This window comes from Pelomonas baiyunensis (genome assembly GCF_043555935.1).
Taxonomy (GTDB): Bacteria; Pseudomonadota; Gammaproteobacteria; order Burkholderiales; family Burkholderiaceae_C; genus Pelomonas; species Pelomonas baiyunensis.
In genome coordinates this window covers 23155-37318 of record NZ_JBIGIB010000008.1, presented here as the reverse complement: position 1 = coordinate 37318, position 14164 = coordinate 23155, and the positions used below count along the sequence as shown (strand labels likewise).

The 14164-nt window shown below is 69.6% G+C and carries 15 protein-coding genes; 2 read left to right on the top strand and 13 right to left on the bottom strand.

All coding sequences use genetic code 11. From position 1 onward, the window contains the following. Positions 1-5: 5 nt before the first annotated feature. Positions 6-719 carry a hypothetical protein gene (locus tag ACG01O_RS21585; RefSeq protein ID WP_394387608.1) on the bottom strand — a complete coding sequence of 238 codons (714 nt, stop codon included), beginning with the start codon at positions 717-719 and terminating at the stop codon, positions 6-8. Between ACG01O_RS21585 and ACG01O_RS21580 the strand changes: the two genes are divergently transcribed. Beyond that, positions 718-1248 carry a group I truncated hemoglobin gene (locus ACG01O_RS21580; protein ID WP_394387606.1) on the top strand — a complete coding sequence of 177 codons (531 nt, stop codon included), beginning with the start codon at positions 718-720 and terminating at the stop codon, positions 1246-1248. The genes ACG01O_RS21585 and ACG01O_RS21580 overlap by 2 nt on opposite strands. Positions 1249-1293: 45 nt before the next feature. Here ACG01O_RS21580 and pyk read toward each other — a convergent pair whose 3' ends face one another. Continuing rightward, complete coding sequence (gene pyk / locus ACG01O_RS21575; RefSeq protein ID WP_394387604.1) at positions 1294-2724, bottom strand: pyruvate kinase; 1431 nt, start codon at positions 2722-2724, stop codon at positions 1294-1296. A gap of 66 nt (positions 2725-2790) precedes the next feature. Further along, entirely contained in the window at positions 2791-3273 is a 483-nt protein-coding gene (locus tag ACG01O_RS21570) for a GNAT family N-acetyltransferase (RefSeq protein ID WP_394387602.1), read from the bottom strand. Positions 3274-3359: 86 nt separating this feature from the next. Between ACG01O_RS21570 and ACG01O_RS21565 the strand changes: the two genes are divergently transcribed. Next, a complete protein-coding gene (locus ACG01O_RS21565) occupies positions 3360-4337 on the top strand; it encodes a DMT family transporter (RefSeq protein ID WP_394387600.1) in 978 nt (325 codons plus the stop codon). On the opposite strand, the gene ACG01O_RS21560 is transcribed toward ACG01O_RS21565, so the two are convergent. From ACG01O_RS21560 to def, 10 genes are all read right to left on the bottom strand, one after another. Beyond that, positions 4279-6606, bottom strand: a complete 2328-nt coding sequence (locus tag ACG01O_RS21560) for an NADP-dependent malic enzyme (protein ID WP_394387599.1) — start codon at positions 6604-6606, stop codon at positions 4279-4281. The two genes, ACG01O_RS21565 and ACG01O_RS21560, sit on opposite strands and share 59 nt — an antisense overlap. 76 nt (positions 6607-6682) lie before the next feature. Further along, entirely contained in the window at positions 6683-7942 is a 1260-nt protein-coding gene (locus tag ACG01O_RS21555; RefSeq protein WP_394387598.1) for a GGDEF domain-containing protein, read from the bottom strand. Positions 7943-8042: 100 nt separating this feature from the next. Beyond that, positions 8043-9236, bottom strand: coding sequence for a phosphoglycerate kinase (locus ACG01O_RS21550; protein WP_394387597.1), 1194 nt, complete (start codon positions 9234-9236; stop codon positions 8043-8045). A gap of 60 nt (positions 9237-9296) precedes the next feature. Further along, a complete protein-coding gene (locus tag ACG01O_RS21545; protein WP_394387595.1) occupies positions 9297-9626 on the bottom strand; it encodes an AzlD domain-containing protein in 330 nt (109 codons plus the stop codon). Continuing rightward, positions 9623-10345: an AzlC family ABC transporter permease gene (locus ACG01O_RS21540; protein ID WP_394387593.1), complete on the bottom strand. Its 723-nt coding sequence runs from the start codon at positions 10343-10345 to the stop codon at positions 9623-9625. The genes ACG01O_RS21545 and ACG01O_RS21540 overlap by 4 nt, the downstream gene beginning before the upstream one ends. A 29-nt stretch (positions 10346-10374) precedes the next feature. Then, entirely contained in the window at positions 10375-11139 is a 765-nt protein-coding gene (locus ACG01O_RS21535; RefSeq protein ID WP_394387592.1) for a head GIN domain-containing protein, read from the bottom strand. A 168-nt stretch (positions 11140-11307) separates the two neighbouring features. Then, positions 11308-11706, bottom strand: coding sequence for a hypothetical protein (locus tag ACG01O_RS21530; protein WP_394387590.1), 399 nt, complete (start codon positions 11704-11706; stop codon positions 11308-11310). Positions 11707-11741: 35 nt separating this feature from the next. Beyond that, positions 11742-12587, bottom strand: coding sequence for a zinc metalloprotease HtpX (gene htpX, locus ACG01O_RS21525; protein ID WP_394387589.1), 846 nt, complete (start codon positions 12585-12587; stop codon positions 11742-11744). 59 nt (positions 12588-12646) lie between these two features. Next, entirely contained in the window at positions 12647-13579 is a 933-nt protein-coding gene (gene fmt, locus ACG01O_RS21520) for a methionyl-tRNA formyltransferase (protein ID WP_394387587.1), read from the bottom strand. A gap of 11 nt (positions 13580-13590) precedes the next feature. Next, complete coding sequence (gene def, locus ACG01O_RS21515; protein WP_394387586.1) at positions 13591-14127, bottom strand: peptide deformylase; 537 nt, start codon at positions 14125-14127, stop codon at positions 13591-13593. Positions 14128-14164: the final 37 nt, after the last annotated feature.

The window sequence follows — 14164 nt, the reverse complement described above, 5'->3', positions numbered from 1 at the left end:
CAGGCTCAGGCTGCGGTTGCGTGACAAGGCGCACTGCGCCAGCACCTCCGACACCACCCGCGGCGCGTGCAGGGGCCGCACGCATTGGCCGATGGCTGCGTGTACTCCAACACCCGGCGGCCGGTCAGCGCATGCTGCACCCGGCCGCGTGCGCGCTTTTGCAGGTTGGCCATCGCGTCCGGCGCGGCATCGCGCTGGACGCCGCTGCGCAGCACATCGCCCACCTCCGGGCCCACCCAGCCCCGCACGGTGCCCACCGGCGGACCGGCCAGGCTGAGCAGGTGCGGCGGGGCCGGCGCATCAGCTGCAGTCATCAGCCAGGCCTGATCCGGCAGGAAGGGCCGGCTCCAGGCGACCGCGCCGCGCAGCCACTCGGGTTGGTCATCGCACGCCAAGTCGCCCTCGCCGCGCCGCAGCGCTTCGGCCAGGCACTTGCGCGGCACCGGCCGTGCGATCAGATCGCGGCCCAGACGCCGGGCCAAGGCCTCCCCCCGATCGCCCTCGACGCGGGCTTGCGGCATGAAGGCACGGCGCTCCACCAGCATCACCACCGGCGGGATGGGCCCGCCACCACGGCCATGGCGCCCCAAGTCAGCCCCGGCATGCCGGGTGCTGGCGTGACGGGCGCACGGATTCCCACAACCCGCCGGCTGCAGCGCCACGCGGCGCCCATGCCAGTGGCTAGACTCGCCCCGTGTTTTCCAGAGCGTGCCTGACATGCTGGTGAATCCATTCCCGGCGGTTCGCCGGGTGAGCCTGTGCGCGGGGCTGGCAGCCTGGGCTGCGGTGGCCGGCTGGACGCCAGCGGCCGCGGCCTCAGATGACGCAACGGGTGCCCAATCCGGAACGCGCCCGCGCGTGGTGGTGCCCGGTGCCGCGCCGCTGCCGGCCGATGACCAGCTCTTCCAGGCCCTGGGGGGCGTCGAGCGCATCCGCCGCTTCACCGATGACTTCTACGACCGCATGCTGAACGACGCGCGCATCGCCCGCTACTTCGAGGGCATCCGCAAGGACGCCCTCCAGCGTGCGCTGGCCGACTACTTCTGCGTGGTCGCCGGCGGCCCCTGCACCTACGAGGGCGTGAACATGAAGGATGCGCACGCCCACCTGGGCATCGACCGCGCGGCGTTCAACGCGCTGGTGGAGAACCTCCAGGCGGCGTTGGACGCAGCCCAGGTACCGTTCAGCATCCAAAACCGCTTCTTGGCGCGCATGGCGCACTTTCACCGCGACATCGTCACGCGCTGAGGCCCCGCACCCGCCCGGCTCGCGCCGGGCATCAAGCCCCCAACGTCAGGCGACGCGGCAGACCTTCAGCATGTTGGTGCCGCCCGGGTAGCCCATGGGCTCGCCGCACGTGATGGCATAGGTGTCGCCGGGCATCAGCACGCCGCGCGCCACCAGGATCTTCTCGGCCGCAGCCAGGGCGGCGTCGCGGTCGTCGAACTTGTCCATCAGCAGCGGCGTGACGTTGCGGTACAGCGCCATCTTGCGCTGGCTGATGGGCTGCGTGGTCAGGCCGAAGATGGGCACGTTGATGCGGTGACGGCTCATCCACAGCGCGGTGGAGCCCGACTCGGTCAGCGCGAGGATGGCCTTGCAACCCAGGTGGTGCGCCGTGAACAGGGCGCCCATGGCGATGGACTGGTCGATGCGGCCGAACTGGCGGCCGGCGAAGTCGGTGTCCAGCGTCACGAACTCGGCGCGCTCGGCTTCCACGGCGATGTTGGCCATCTGCTCGATGGTCTCGACCGGGTACTTGCCCGCGGCGGTTTCGGCCGACAGCATCACGGCGTCAGTGCCGTCCAGCACGGCGTTGGCCACGTCGGACACCTCGGCGCGCGTGGGCACCGGGTTCACGATCATGGACTCCATCATCTGCGTGGCGGTGATGGACACCTTGTCCAGCTCACGCGCCATCTTGATCATGCGCTTTTGCAGTGCCGGCACCGCAGCGTTGCCCACTTCCACGGCCAGGTCGCCACGGGCCACCATGATGCCGTCGGACGCCTTCAGGATGGCTTCCAGGTGCGGGATGGCCTCGTAGCGCTCGATCTTGGCGATCATGGCCGGCTTGTGGCGGTAGGGCTCGCCGGCCACGTTGGCCAGCTGACGCGCCATCTCCATGTCGGTCGCGTTCTTGGGGAAGCTCACGGCCAGGTACTCGCACTGGAAGGACATCGCGGTCTTGATGTCTTCCATGTCCTTGCCGGTCAGCGCCGGGGCGGTGAGGCCGCCGCCCTGCTTGTTGATGCCCTTGTTGTTGGACAGCTCGCCGCCCAGCTTGACGATGGTGTGCACCTGGGCGCCGCGCACGGCTTCCACGGTCAGCACCAGCAGGCCGTCGTTGAGCAGCAGGGTGTCGCCGGGCTTCACATCGCGCGGCAGTTCCTTGTAGTCGAGGCTCGCGATGTCTTGGTTGCCCAGCTCGGTGCGGTCGGCGTCGAGGATGAACCGAGCGCCGGGGATGAGTTCGATCTTGTTGTTCTCGAACTTGCCGACGCGGATCTTGGGGCCTTGCAGGTCGGCCATGATGGCCACCGACTTGCCCACGCGGGCGGCCGCCTCGCGAACCATGGTGGCGCGGTCGATGTGGTCTTGCGCCTTGCCGTGCGAGAAGTTCAAGCGAACGACGTCGACACCGGCGCGGATCATCTGTTCCAGCACCTCCGGCGTGTTGGAAGCGGGGCCGAGGGTGGCGACGATCTTGGTGGCGCGGGTCATGGCTTGTCTCTGCTGATAGGGCGAGGAATTATGAGCCGCCAGGGCCCGCCGAAGTTTCTCGGCGTTTCAGGCCAGGCGCTTCTCCATGAAGAGGCTCAAAGGGTCCGGTTGGTAGCCACCGAAGGGCCCGCACTCGGCGTAGCCCAGGCGCCGGTACAGACCGATGGCTTCGGGCTGGTGGATGCCGGTTTCCAGCCGTGCCCAGCCCACGCCGCGCGCCACCAACTGCGCTTCCAGCTGCGCCATCAACTGCTGGGCCAGCCCCCGGCCGCGGGCCTGCTCCAGCACGAACAGGCGCTTGATTTCACCGTACGCCGGCACCGATTGCGGTGCGTGGAACTTCACGCCGCCGCAGCCCAACAGCGCATCGCCGCACCACGCGCCCAGGAACAGACCGTGCGGTTCACGCAGGCCCGACGGCGGTTCGAAATGGTTGCTCTCGGCCGGGTACAGCGCCCCCATGTAGGCCTCGGACAGGGCCATGAGTGCTTGCGCCTGCGGGTGTTCCGGGTCCAGCGGCGCGAGGTGACAGGTGAGGTCGGGATTCATCAGGTTTCAGGCGAGGTTCACGGTGGCTTTCGGCTGGGGGCCGATCGGCCGGGACAATTCTGGCTTCAGAACCCGCCCTGCCCCGCATGTCGGACCGCACCGCCACCCCACCCGCCACGCCGTCCCCCCCCGCGCCCACAGCAGCCACCGCACCGCTGCTTGCGGCACTCGGCGTGGTGCTGACCTGGGGCGTCAACTTCCCGCTGCAAAAGGCGCTGTTCGGCCAAGTCGGGCCGGTGGGGTTTCTGGGGCTGCGCTACCTGCTGGTGCCGTTCTGCGCTGTGGCCCTGCTGTGCTGGCGCTTCGGCCGCCACTGGCCGCGGCTGGACCGCAGCGAGGTGTGGCCGCTGGTGCGGCTGACGCTGGTGGGCCAGGGCCTGCACCTGCTGCTGGCGGCCTACGGTATGCAAGGCTCCACCGCGTTCAGCGCCAGCGTGCTGCTGGCCTGCGGGCCGGTGTTCACGCTGCTGATCCTGCGGTGCAGCGGCGTGGAGCGGCTGTCGCGCGGCCAGGTGGCCGGCGTGGCCACCGCGGCCCTCGGCGCGCTGGTGTTCACGTCCGACAAACTGCTCGGCGCGCACTGGCAGGCCTCGCTGGGCGACCTGACGCTGCTGGTGGCCGCGGCCTTGTTCAGCTACTACACGGTGGCCGCCAAGCCGCTCATCCAGCACCACGGCGGCGTGACCGTGCTGGGCTACGGCAGCCTGGTGTGCACCGGGCCCATGCTGCTGTGGTGCGCGCCGGCCCTGCACGCACTCGACTGGGCCGCCCAACCCAGTTGGGTGTGGGGCGGCCTGCTGTGGCAGGTGGCCGGCGGCGGCTTCATCGGCTGGCTGGCCTGGGGCTGGGCCAACGAGCGGCACGGCGTGGCCCGCACGGCGCCGCTCATCTACCTGATGCCGTTGATCGCCGGCTTCACGGCCTGGGCCTGGGGCGGCGAGCAGTTCAGCGCCCACAAGCTGTTGGGCGCCGCTGTCATCTTGAGCGGCGTCGCCCTGGCGCAGTTCAGCCCTGCGCGAGCCGCGCTTCCCGCACGTCGGCCACCGCCAGAGCCGTCATGTTGACGATGCGGCGCACCGTGGCTGACGGCGTCAGGATGTGCACCGGCTTGGCCGTGCCCAGCAGCACAGGGCCGACCGTCACGCCCTGACCCGAGCTGATCTTCAGCACGTTGAACAGGATGTTGGCTGCGTCCAGCGTGGGCAGCACCAGCAGGTTGGCCGCCCCCGTGAGCTTGCTGTCGGGCAGGAAGGCCTGGCGCACGCTCTCCGACAGGGCCGCGTCACCGTGCATCTCGCCGTCGCACTCCACCTCGGGGTGGGCGGCGGCGAACAGCTCGTGCGCGCGGCGCATCTTCACGGCCGAGGGCCGCGTGCTGGAACCGAACATCGAGTGGCTGACGAAGGCCAGCTTGGGCGGCAGGCCAAAGCGGCGCACCTCCTCGGCCGCCATGGCGGCGATGTCGGCCAGCTCTTCGGCGGTGGGGCTGTCGTTCACGAAGGTGTCGGTGATGAACAGCGTCATCTGCTCCAACATCAGCGCGTTCATTGCCGCGAACTGGCGCGCACCGGGGGCCAGGCCCACCAGGTCACGCACCTGCTCCAGATGGCGATCGAACTTGCCGACCAGGCCGCAGATCATGGCGTCGGCATCGCCCAGCTCGATGGCCAGCGCCCCGATGGCGGTGTTGGAGCGGCGCACGGCCGACTTGGCCATCTCCGGCGTCACGCCGTTGCGCTTCATGCGCGCGTGGTACGCCTCCCAGTACTGGCGGAAGCGCGGGTCGTCTTCGGGGTCGATGACGGCCACATCCTCGCCCAGCTTCAGGCGCAGGCCGGCGCGCTGGATGCGCGACTGCAGCACCGCCGGGCGGCCGATCAGCGTCGGGCGGCACAGACCCTCATCCAGTGCCACCTGCACCGCGCGCAGCACGCGCTCGTCCTCACCCTCGGCGTAGATGACGCGGGCGCGCTCGGCCTTGGCCGCCGTGAACACCGGACGCATGAACATGCCGGTCTGGTAGACGAAACGCTCCAGCGACTGGCGGTAGGCGGCGAGGTCTTCCACGGGCCGCGTGGCCACGCCATCGGCCGCCGCCGCCGCGGCCACGGCAGGTGCGATGCGCAGGATCAGCCGCGCGTCGAATGGCTTCGGGATCAGGTACTCGGGGCCGAAGGCCAGCTCCTGGCCGGCGTAGGCGGCGGCCACCTCGTCACTCGTCTCGGCCTTGGCCAGCGCGGCAATTTCACGCACGCAGGCCAGCTTCATGCCCTCGGTGATCTTGGTGGCGCCGCAGTCCAGCGCGCCGCGGAAGATGTACGGGAAGCACAGGACGTTGTTGACCTGGTTGGGGTAGTCAGACCGGCCCGTGGCGATGATGCAGTCCGGCCGCGCCGCCTTGGCCAACTCGGGCCGGATTTCGGGCTCGGGGTTGGCCAGCGCCAGGATGATGGGCTGGGCCGCCATGGTCTTGACCATCTCGGCGGTCAACACGCCCGCAGCCGAGCAGCCCAGGAAGACGTCGGCCCCGTTCACCACGTCCGCCAGCGTGCGCGCTGGCGTGGTCTGGCAATAGCGTTGCTTGGACTCGTCGAGCTTGCCCGCCTTGGCGTCTTCACGCTCGCTCTGGATCACGCCGCGCGAGTCGCACACGAACACATGCTCGCGCTTCACGCCCAGGCCCACCATCACGTCCAGGCAGGCAATGGCCGCCGCGCCGGCGCCCGACACCGCCACCTTCACGGCGCCGATGTCCTTGCCCACCAACTCCAGCCCGTTGAGCAGCGCGGCCGACGAGATGATGGCCGTGCCGTGCTGGTCGTCGTGGAAGACGGGGATGCTCATCCGCTTGGACAGCTCACGCTCGATGTAGAAGCACTCGGGCGCCTTGATGTCTTCGAGGTTGATGCCGCCCAGCGTCGGCTCCATCGCGGCAATGATGTCGATGAGCTTGTCCGGGTCGCGCTCGGCGAGCTCGATGTCGAACACATCGATGCCGGCGAACTTCTTGAACAAGCAGCCCTTGCCTTCCATCACCGGCTTGCCCGCCAGCGGGCCGATGTCGCCCAGCCCCAGCACCGCCGTGCCGTTGGTGATGACGCCCACGAGGTTGGCGCGCGAGGTGTAGTCGGCCGCCAGGCTCGGGTCTTCTTCGATCGCAAGGCACGCGTAGGCCACGCCGGGCGAGTAGGCCAGCGACAGGTCACGCTGGTTGCTCAAGGCCTTGGTGGGCGTGACGGAAATCTTGCCCCGCGTCGGGGCGCGGTGGTAGTCGAGCGCGGCGTCGCGCAGGGCCGCTTCCGCAGGCGACAAAGGGGCGTTGTTCTTTTCCATGGGGACGGGTCTCCAGAAGGGAACCCGCGAGATTACGCCGCGTTTCAGCGCCGCCTGATGCCGGTTTGCTGGCGATCTATGCAGAACCCGATATCACGCGGTCGCGCCCGGCGGCTTTGGCCCGGTACATGGCCTGGTCGGCTTCGCGAAGCGCGGCCTCCACCTCCGCCGGTCCCGAAGCCTGGGCCACGCCCCAGCTGGCCGTGACCTTCAAGCCGGCCGGCCACAACGTACGGGCGAACACATGCCGCAGCCGCTCGGCCACCGCCACGGCTTCTGCCAGAGGCGTTTGCGGCATGGCGATGACGAACTCCTCCCCGCCCCAGCGGGCCAGCAGATCGTCTCGCGGCAGGTTGCGCTTCAGCGTCTGCGCCAGCGTCACCAGCACCTGGTCGCCCACGTCGTGACCGTAGGTGTCGTTGATGCGCTTGAAATGGTCCGCGTCCAGGAACACCACGGACAGCGGGAAACCCAGCTCGCCCTGCACCTGCTGCAGCAACTCCAGCGCACGCTGCAGCCCGTCGCGGTTGGCCACGCGGGTGAGCGGGTCGCGCAGGGCCATCTTGGCCAGCCGGCGCGACCGCTGCACCGACATCTGCAGCCGCCGCCGGGCCATCCAGCCGTCCCACACCAGATAGGCCAGCAGACTGACCATCCACAGCCCCACCAGCCCCAGCCGGAAGGTCTCGGGTGCGATCCAGTTGCCGACGAACTCGGCCCGCTCCAGGCGAATCTGGTGGCGGCCGGGCGCCGCCTGGCCGCCGGTGCTGAAGCTGATGACCCGCACCCGGTCGAGCTGCGGGCCCATCAAGGGCACGGGCAGCGGGTGGCTTTGCGCCCACCAGGAACTCACCATGAACTGCGCCAGCCGCAACTGCACCGGCTGGGCCTGGTCGTTCGGCGCAAAGATGACTTCGTGGGGCTTGAGGTCCACCACCGCGCCGTTGCCGGAGAACTGCGGGTGAAAGCTGCGCAGGAACACCCGCACCTGCGGCGGGCTGTGGTCCAGCGTCGGGCCGTCCACCGTCAGCCACAGCTTCAAGTGGCTGAAGCTGCGCAGGTCCAGGTCGCCTTCGGGGAACTCGACCTGCAATTCACAAAACGGCCAATCGAAGCCGGGGCGGATGTCGCAGTCGAGGGTGATGGGGCCGCCCGCCGGGCGCGGCAGCAAGCGCGCCTCGCTGGAGCCGCCGCTGCCGTGATCGTCCGCCGCCTGCAGACGCTGGGCGGGCTCGATGCCGTCCAGGGCCAGCACCCGGGTCGTCCAGTGCTCGTTGGCATACAGCCCCACCCCGGTCGCAACAATGAGCAGGGCCAGCAGCCAGCGAAGAACCATGGCGGGGATTGTGCGCGGCGGGGTGGGCCGGGCCACCGGGGACAGACCCGACGGCGCGTGAATTCCTCGGCGCGGCCGGGGCCGGCGCCGAGGTGGCGGCTCAACCGGCCGCGCGCTGGGTCAGGATCTCAAACGCCGGCAGCGTCTTGCCTTCCAGCACTTCGAGGAAGGCGCCGCCGCCGGTGGAGATGTAGCCCACGTCCTTCTCGATGCCGTACTTGGCGATCGCGGCCAGCGTGTCGCCACCGCCGGCGATGCTGAAGGCGCTGCTGTCGGCAATCGCGCGCGCCAGCGTCTCGGTGCCATGGGCAAAGGCGTCGAACTCGAACACGCCCACCGGGCCGTTCCACACGATGGTGCCGGCAGCCTTGAGCTGCGCGGCCAGCTGGGCGGCCGTCTGCGGGCCGATGTCCAGGATCAGGTCGTCGTCGGCCACGTCGGTGGCGGCCTTGACCGTGGCCGGCGCGTCAGCGGCAAAGGTCTTGGCGGTGACCACATCCACCGGGATGGGCACCGCCGCGCCGCGGGCGGCCATGGCGTCGATCACGGCCTTGGCCTGATCCACCAGATCCGGCTCGGCCAGGCTCTTGCCGATCTTCAGGCCGGCGGCCAGCATGAAGGTGTTGGCGATGCCGCCGCCCACGATCAGGCCGTCGACGTTCTTGGACAGGCTTTGCAGGATGGTCAGCTTGGTCGACACCTTGGAGCCAGCCACGATGGCTACCAGCGGGCGCTTCGGGTTGGCCAGCGCCTTGGAGATGGCGTCGATCTCGGCCGCCAGCAGCGGGCCGGCGCAAGCGATCTTGGCGAACTTGGCGATGCCGTAGGTGGTGGCTTCCGCGCGGTGGGCGGTGCCGAAGGCGTCGTGCACAAAGATGTCGCACAGCGCGGCGAGCTTTTGCGACAGCTCGTCGCTGCACTTCTTCTCGCCCTTGTTGACGCGGCAGTTCTCCAGCAGCACCAGCTCGCCCGGGGCCACGTCCACGCCGTCCACCCAGTTCGCCTTCAACGGCACCGGGCGGCCCAGCAGCTCGGCCATGCGCGCGGCCACCGGGGCCAGCGAGTCTTCGGGCTTGAACTCACCTTCGGTCGGGCGACCGAGGTGCGAGGTGACCATGACCGCTGCGCCCGCGTCCAGCGCGGCCCGGATGGCCGGCAGCGAGGCACGGATGCGGGTGTCTTCGGTGATGCGGCCGTCGTCGTCCTGCGGCACGTTCAAGTCGGCACGGATGAAGACGCGTTGGCCCGCCACCTTGCCGGCGGCGATCAGGTCAGAAAAGCGAATGACGTTCATGGTCGGGCGGTGCAGTTGAGAAAACTGCCGGCATTCTCGCCCCGCCCCGTTCCGGCCGGGTTACCAGTGCAGACCGAGCTTGAGCGTCAGCATCACCGCCATGCCCACCAGGATGGTGCCCAGGATGCCCCGGCGCCAGAAGAAGTAGCACGAGGCCGCCACCGCGCCGGGCCAGCGCGGGTCTTGCCAGGTGGTGATGACATGCCCTTGCGTCATGAACACCTGCGGCGCCACCACCGCCACCAAGGCGGCCAGTGGCGCCACCTTCAGCACCTCGCGCAGCCAGCCCGGAATCGGCAGCGGCCGCTCGGCGATCATGAAGAAGCCCCGCGTCAGCACGGTGATGCCGGCCAGCCCGACCAGGGCGATCCAGGTCCAGACTTCGCTCATGCCTGCCCCCGGGTGCGGCGCGAATCCAACCACCAGCCCACCGCCCCTGCGGCCAGGATGGCGCACAGGATGTTGAGCTTGAGCGGCAGGTTGTAGGTGGCGATGGACACCGCCGCCGCCGTCACGGCCACCCACCACAGCAGCCGCTCGGTCAGCAGCGCGTACGACAAGCCCAGCAGCGCCAGCACGCCGGCGAAGTCCAGACCCCACTCGGTGGGAATGCGATCGGCCAGCAGGATGCCGGTGAACGAACACACCTGCCAGGTCGTCCAGTTCACGGCCACGCCGCCCCAGAAATAGCGCTCCTGCCCGGGCTGCGGCGCCGGGTCGGGGTAGCGCTTCACGAAGTAGACGAAGTTCAGGTCGGCCGCCACGTAGCCGTGCAGCAACCGTCGCCAGCGCGGCAGGTGGCCGATGTACTGCCGCCACTGCGCGCTGAAGATGATGAAGCGCAGGTTCACGCAGAACGCCGTGGCCAGCAGCACCCACAGCGGCGCGTTGTGCGCAATCAAGGGCAAGGCGGTGAGCTGGGCGCTGCCCGCAAACACCAGCAGCGACATGCCGAAGGCCAGGTGCAGCGGCAGGCCGCTCTTCACCATGGCCACACCCGTCACCAACCCCCAGGCAGCCAACCCGAGCGAGGGGGAGGCCATGTCGCGCGCGCCTTGGCGGACATCGGGGTCCGCCGCCAGGCTGCGCAGTTTCTCGATCCACTGCATCCCGCCATTGTCGGCGGGCGGCAGTGGCCTTACGAACCGATGCGGCGCACCTTGCCGCCACCGGTGATGGAGCTGTTGATCTCCGGGTCGCCGGCGTAGCGCACGTCGCCGCTGCCGGCAATCGACACGCTCAGCCGCTGCGTGGCGTGCACTTGTGCGTCGCCACTGCCGGCGATGTTCACCTTCACCTCGTCCGCGCGCAGCTCGGCGGCTTTCACATCGCCGCTGCCGGCGATGGTGACGGCTGCGGTGGTGGCGCGGCCGCTGGCCACGATGTCGCCACTGCCGCTGATCTTCATCGCCAGGCGCTCGGCCTCCAGTTGCGTGAAGCGGATGTCGCCCGAGCCGGCGATGGCGGCGTCCACCCGACCGGTCTTCATCGACTCCACACGGATGGAGCCCGACCCGGCGACCGCCACCGCCCGCAGGCTGGGCATCTCCAGCGTGATGACCGGCGTCGTGCCGGTGCGGAACTGCACGCCCTTGCGGGGTTCGATCTGCAGGGTGCGGCCGTTCGAGCCCTCGACGACACGCGTCTCCAGGTACGGCAGCAGGTTGCGGTCGGCCTTCACTTCCACCTTGGTGGCAGCCCCTTGCCGCACCACCACTTGGAAGCCGCCGGCCATGGACACTGCGTCGAAGCCGCGCAGGTCACGGGCCTCGGCCGTGATGTCGCCGTTGCCCTCCACCCGCTCGCCGCTGGACCAGCTCCAGGCCCCGGACGGGCCACTGGCCACCGCTGCCGCCAAGCCCATGCCGGCCACCAGGGCCCAAGAGCGTCGTGTGAAGTTCATGAAGGTCTCCGTCGGGTTGCAATGGCTGCATCCTCTCGCCGGAAAGGGTTCGGCGCTGCAGGCACGCGACAGTCCGCCAGATTGGCGGTCTGAAACGCCGCCATGCGCGCTCGGCGCTCAGCCCAGTGCTCAGCCCGGTGCGACGCTTCGTGCGCCGCCCAGCCCCGCTCAGTGCGCGGATTTGGCGGCCGCTTTTTCAGCCGGCTTGTCGCCGGACTTCTCGGCTTTCTCAGCCGCCGCCGCTTCAGCCGCCGCAGCCGCCGCGGCGGATGCCGCCAGCTCGGCCTTGGTGGGCGGACGCGGCACCACCGGCGCCACGCCTTCGAGCTTGTTCTCACGCATGTACTCGTCCATCTCACGCCAACCGGCGTAGACGGCGGCCTTCAGGGCCTTGGGGTTGAGCGTGTAGCAATCCTCGATCGCGCGCATCGCATGCCGGCAAGCGCTGCCGATGGCCTTGCCCTCCGCCTCCTTGGCCGCCGCCACCTTGGCGGGGTCGTCAATGCCCAACTGCTCACAGGCCGACAGGGCCGCAAGCACAGGCAACACGATCAGAAGGCGCTTCATGGCAGGGCTATCGGCTGATGGACGGGGAACTTGAGTCAGCGGCGCACCATCGCCATCAGGCGGGCGATGCGCTCCTCGGTCGACGGGTGGGTGGAGAACAGCCCCCGCAGCCCGCCGCCCGACAGCGGATTCATGATCATCATCTGGGCGGTTTCGGGGTGCGCCTCGGCCGGCGCCAGCGCAATGCCTTGCGCCACGCGGTGGATCTTGTCCAGCGCCGACGCCAGCGCCGCCGGGTCCCCGGAGATCTCGGCGCCGCCGCGGTCGGCCTCGAATTCGCGCGCGCGGCTGATGGCCATCTGGATCAGGCTGGCCGCCAGCGGCGCCAGCAGCGCCACGGCGATGCCGGCGATCGGGTTCGTCGGGCGGCCGTTTTCATCCCGCCCGCCAAAGAAGGTCGCGAAATTGGCCAGCATGGAGATGGCGCCCGCCATCGTGGCGCTGACGGTGCTGATCAGGATGTCGCGGTGCGCCACGTGGGCCAGTTCGTGCGCCATCACGCCGCGCAACTCGCGCTCAGACAACACCCGCAGGATGCCGGTGGTCGCGGCCACGGCGGCGTGCTCGGGGTTGCGCCCGGTGGCAAACGCGTTGGGTGCGTCTTCGTCGATCAGGTACACGCGCGGCATGGGCAGGCCGGCGCGCTGGGCCAGCTCGGCCACCATGCCGTAGAACTGCGGCGCCGACGAGGCATCGACCTCGCGGGCGTTGTACATCTTCAGCACCATGTCCGCCGAGAACCAGTAGCTGAAGAAGTTCATGCCCACGGCCACCAGCAGCGCAATCAGCATGCCGGCCCGGCCGCCGATCAAGGCGCCCACGGCCATGAAGAGGGCCGTGATCGCGGCCATCAGCACAGCAGTCTTCAACAGGTTGAACATCGCAGCGAACCCCGAAGAAGTGGAAGGTGCTGTGGCAGATGGTGCCACGGCCGCTGGATTCAAGCGTCGAAGCGCTCGCCCTCGGCGATGGGCCGGGCCTGCAGGAAGGCCGCGGCCGGGCCACGCTTGCCGCCGGCCCGCTGCAACTCGGTCAGGCGAAGCGCCCCCTCCCCGCACGCGACCACCGGCCCCGCGGCGATGACCTCGCCCGGCTGCCCCTGGCCGGCCGCCAGCTCCGCACGCCAGACCTTCACCGTCTCCCCGCCCAACGTGGCCACGCCGCCCGGGAAGGGGTCGAACGCCCGCAGGCGGCGCTCGATCTCGGCGGCCGGCTGGCGCCAGTCGATGGTGCTTTCGGCCTTCTCGATCTTGTGGGCGTAGGTGACGCCCTCGGCCGGCTGCGGCGTGCGCGTCAGCGCGGGCGCCTGCAGGGCCTGCACGATCAAGTCACCGCCCAAAGCTGCCAGCCGGTCGTGCAGCACCGCCGTGGTGTCGCCCGCGCGGATGGCTTCGCGGCCCACGAGCAGCATGTCGCCGGTGTCCAGGCCCGCGTCCATCTGCATGATGGTGATGCCAGTCTGCGCATCGCCCGCCTCGATGGCACGGTGGATGGGGGCAGCCCCGCGCCAGCGCGGCAGCAGGGAGGCGTGGATGTTCAGGCAGCCCCGCCGGGGCAGGTCCAGCACCCACTGCGGCAGGATGAGCCCGTAGGCGGCCACCACCATGACGTCGGCGTCCGCCGCCAGCAGCGTCTCGCGCGCAGCAGCCGCGTCCGCAGCGTATTTGCCGTCCAGCTTCAAGCCCTGGGGCTGCGCCACCGGAATGCCGGCCGCCACGGCCCGCTGTTTCACGGCCGAGGCCTGCAGCTTCATGCCGCGCCCGGCCGGGCGGTCGGGCTGCGTCAGCACCAACGGCACGGTGAAACCGGCCGCCAACAGCGCATCCAGCGCCACTGCAGCGAATTCCGGCGTGCCGGCAAAGATCACTCGCATCGGGCGCGGCCTCAGAACCGGGAGCTGCGCTTCTTGGCCTCGGCCTCTTCTTCGCGCGTCTTCTTGACCATCTTGGTCTTGATGCGGTCGCGCTTGAGAGGGCTCAGGTACTCCACAAACACCTTGCCCATCAGGTGGTCCATCTCGTGCTGCACGCACACGGCCAGCAGGCCGTCGGCGTCGAACTCGTACACCTGGCCGTCGCGGTTGGTGGCGCGCACCGTCACCTCGGCATGGCGCGGCACCTTGTCGTACACCTGCGGCACCGACAGGCAGCCCTCCTCGCCGTCGACCATGCGGTCGCTCACCTTGATGAGCTCCGGGTTGATCAGCACGCGCGGCGTGTCGCGCTCCTGCGAGGTGTCGATCACGACCACGCGCTCATGCACGTCCACCTGCGTGGCCGCCAGGCCCACGCCGTCGGCGGCGTACATGGTTTCCAGCATGTCATCCACCAGTTGGCGGATGCGCTCATCCACGGCAGCCACGGGCTGGGCCACGGTGTGCAGGCGGGGGTCGGGGAAACGGAGGATGGGGAGTTGGGCCATGGGATGTGGGCCGCCGACCACGCCTGCAGTTATGTAA

Bases quoted from the DNA above. Each gene is read 5' to 3' on its own strand.
- ACG01O_RS21580 (WP_394387606.1), top strand. From the start codon at position 718: ATGCTGGTGAATCCATTCCCGGCGGTTCGCCGGGTGAGCCTGTGCGCG.
- ACG01O_RS21585 (WP_394387608.1), bottom strand. From the start codon at position 719: ATGTCAGGCACGCTCTGGAAAACACGGGGCGAGTCTAGCCACTGGCAT.
- pyk (WP_394387604.1), bottom strand. From the start codon at position 2,724: ATGACCCGCGCCACCAAGATCGTCGCCACCCTCGGCCCCGCTTCCAAC.
- ACG01O_RS21570 (WP_394387602.1), bottom strand. From the start codon at position 3,273: ATGAATCCCGACCTCACCTGTCACCTCGCGCCGCTGGACCCGGAACAC.
- ACG01O_RS21565 (WP_394387600.1), top strand. From the start codon at position 3,360: ATGTCGGACCGCACCGCCACCCCACCCGCCACGCCGTCCCCCCCCGCG.
- ACG01O_RS21560 (WP_394387599.1), bottom strand. From the start codon at position 6,606: ATGGAAAAGAACAACGCCCCTTTGTCGCCTGCGGAAGCGGCCCTGCGC.
- ACG01O_RS21555 (WP_394387598.1), bottom strand. From the start codon at position 7,942: ATGGTTCTTCGCTGGCTGCTGGCCCTGCTCATTGTTGCGACCGGGGTG.
- ACG01O_RS21550 (WP_394387597.1), bottom strand. From the start codon at position 9,236: ATGAACGTCATTCGCTTTTCTGACCTGATCGCCGCCGGCAAGGTGGCG.
- ACG01O_RS21545 (WP_394387595.1), bottom strand. From the start codon at position 9,626: ATGAGCGAAGTCTGGACCTGGATCGCCCTGGTCGGGCTGGCCGGCATC.
- ACG01O_RS21540 (WP_394387593.1), bottom strand. From the start codon at position 10,345: ATGCAGTGGATCGAGAAACTGCGCAGCCTGGCGGCGGACCCCGATGTC.
- ACG01O_RS21535 (WP_394387592.1), bottom strand. From the start codon at position 11,139: ATGAACTTCACACGACGCTCTTGGGCCCTGGTGGCCGGCATGGGCTTG.
- ACG01O_RS21530 (WP_394387590.1), bottom strand. From the start codon at position 11,706: ATGAAGCGCCTTCTGATCGTGTTGCCTGTGCTTGCGGCCCTGTCGGCC.
- htpX (WP_394387589.1), bottom strand. From the start codon at position 12,587: ATGTTCAACCTGTTGAAGACTGCTGTGCTGATGGCCGCGATCACGGCC.
- fmt (WP_394387587.1), bottom strand. From the start codon at position 13,579: ATGCGAGTGATCTTTGCCGGCACGCCGGAATTCGCTGCAGTGGCGCTG.
- def (WP_394387586.1), bottom strand. From the start codon at position 14,127: ATGGCCCAACTCCCCATCCTCCGTTTCCCCGACCCCCGCCTGCACACC.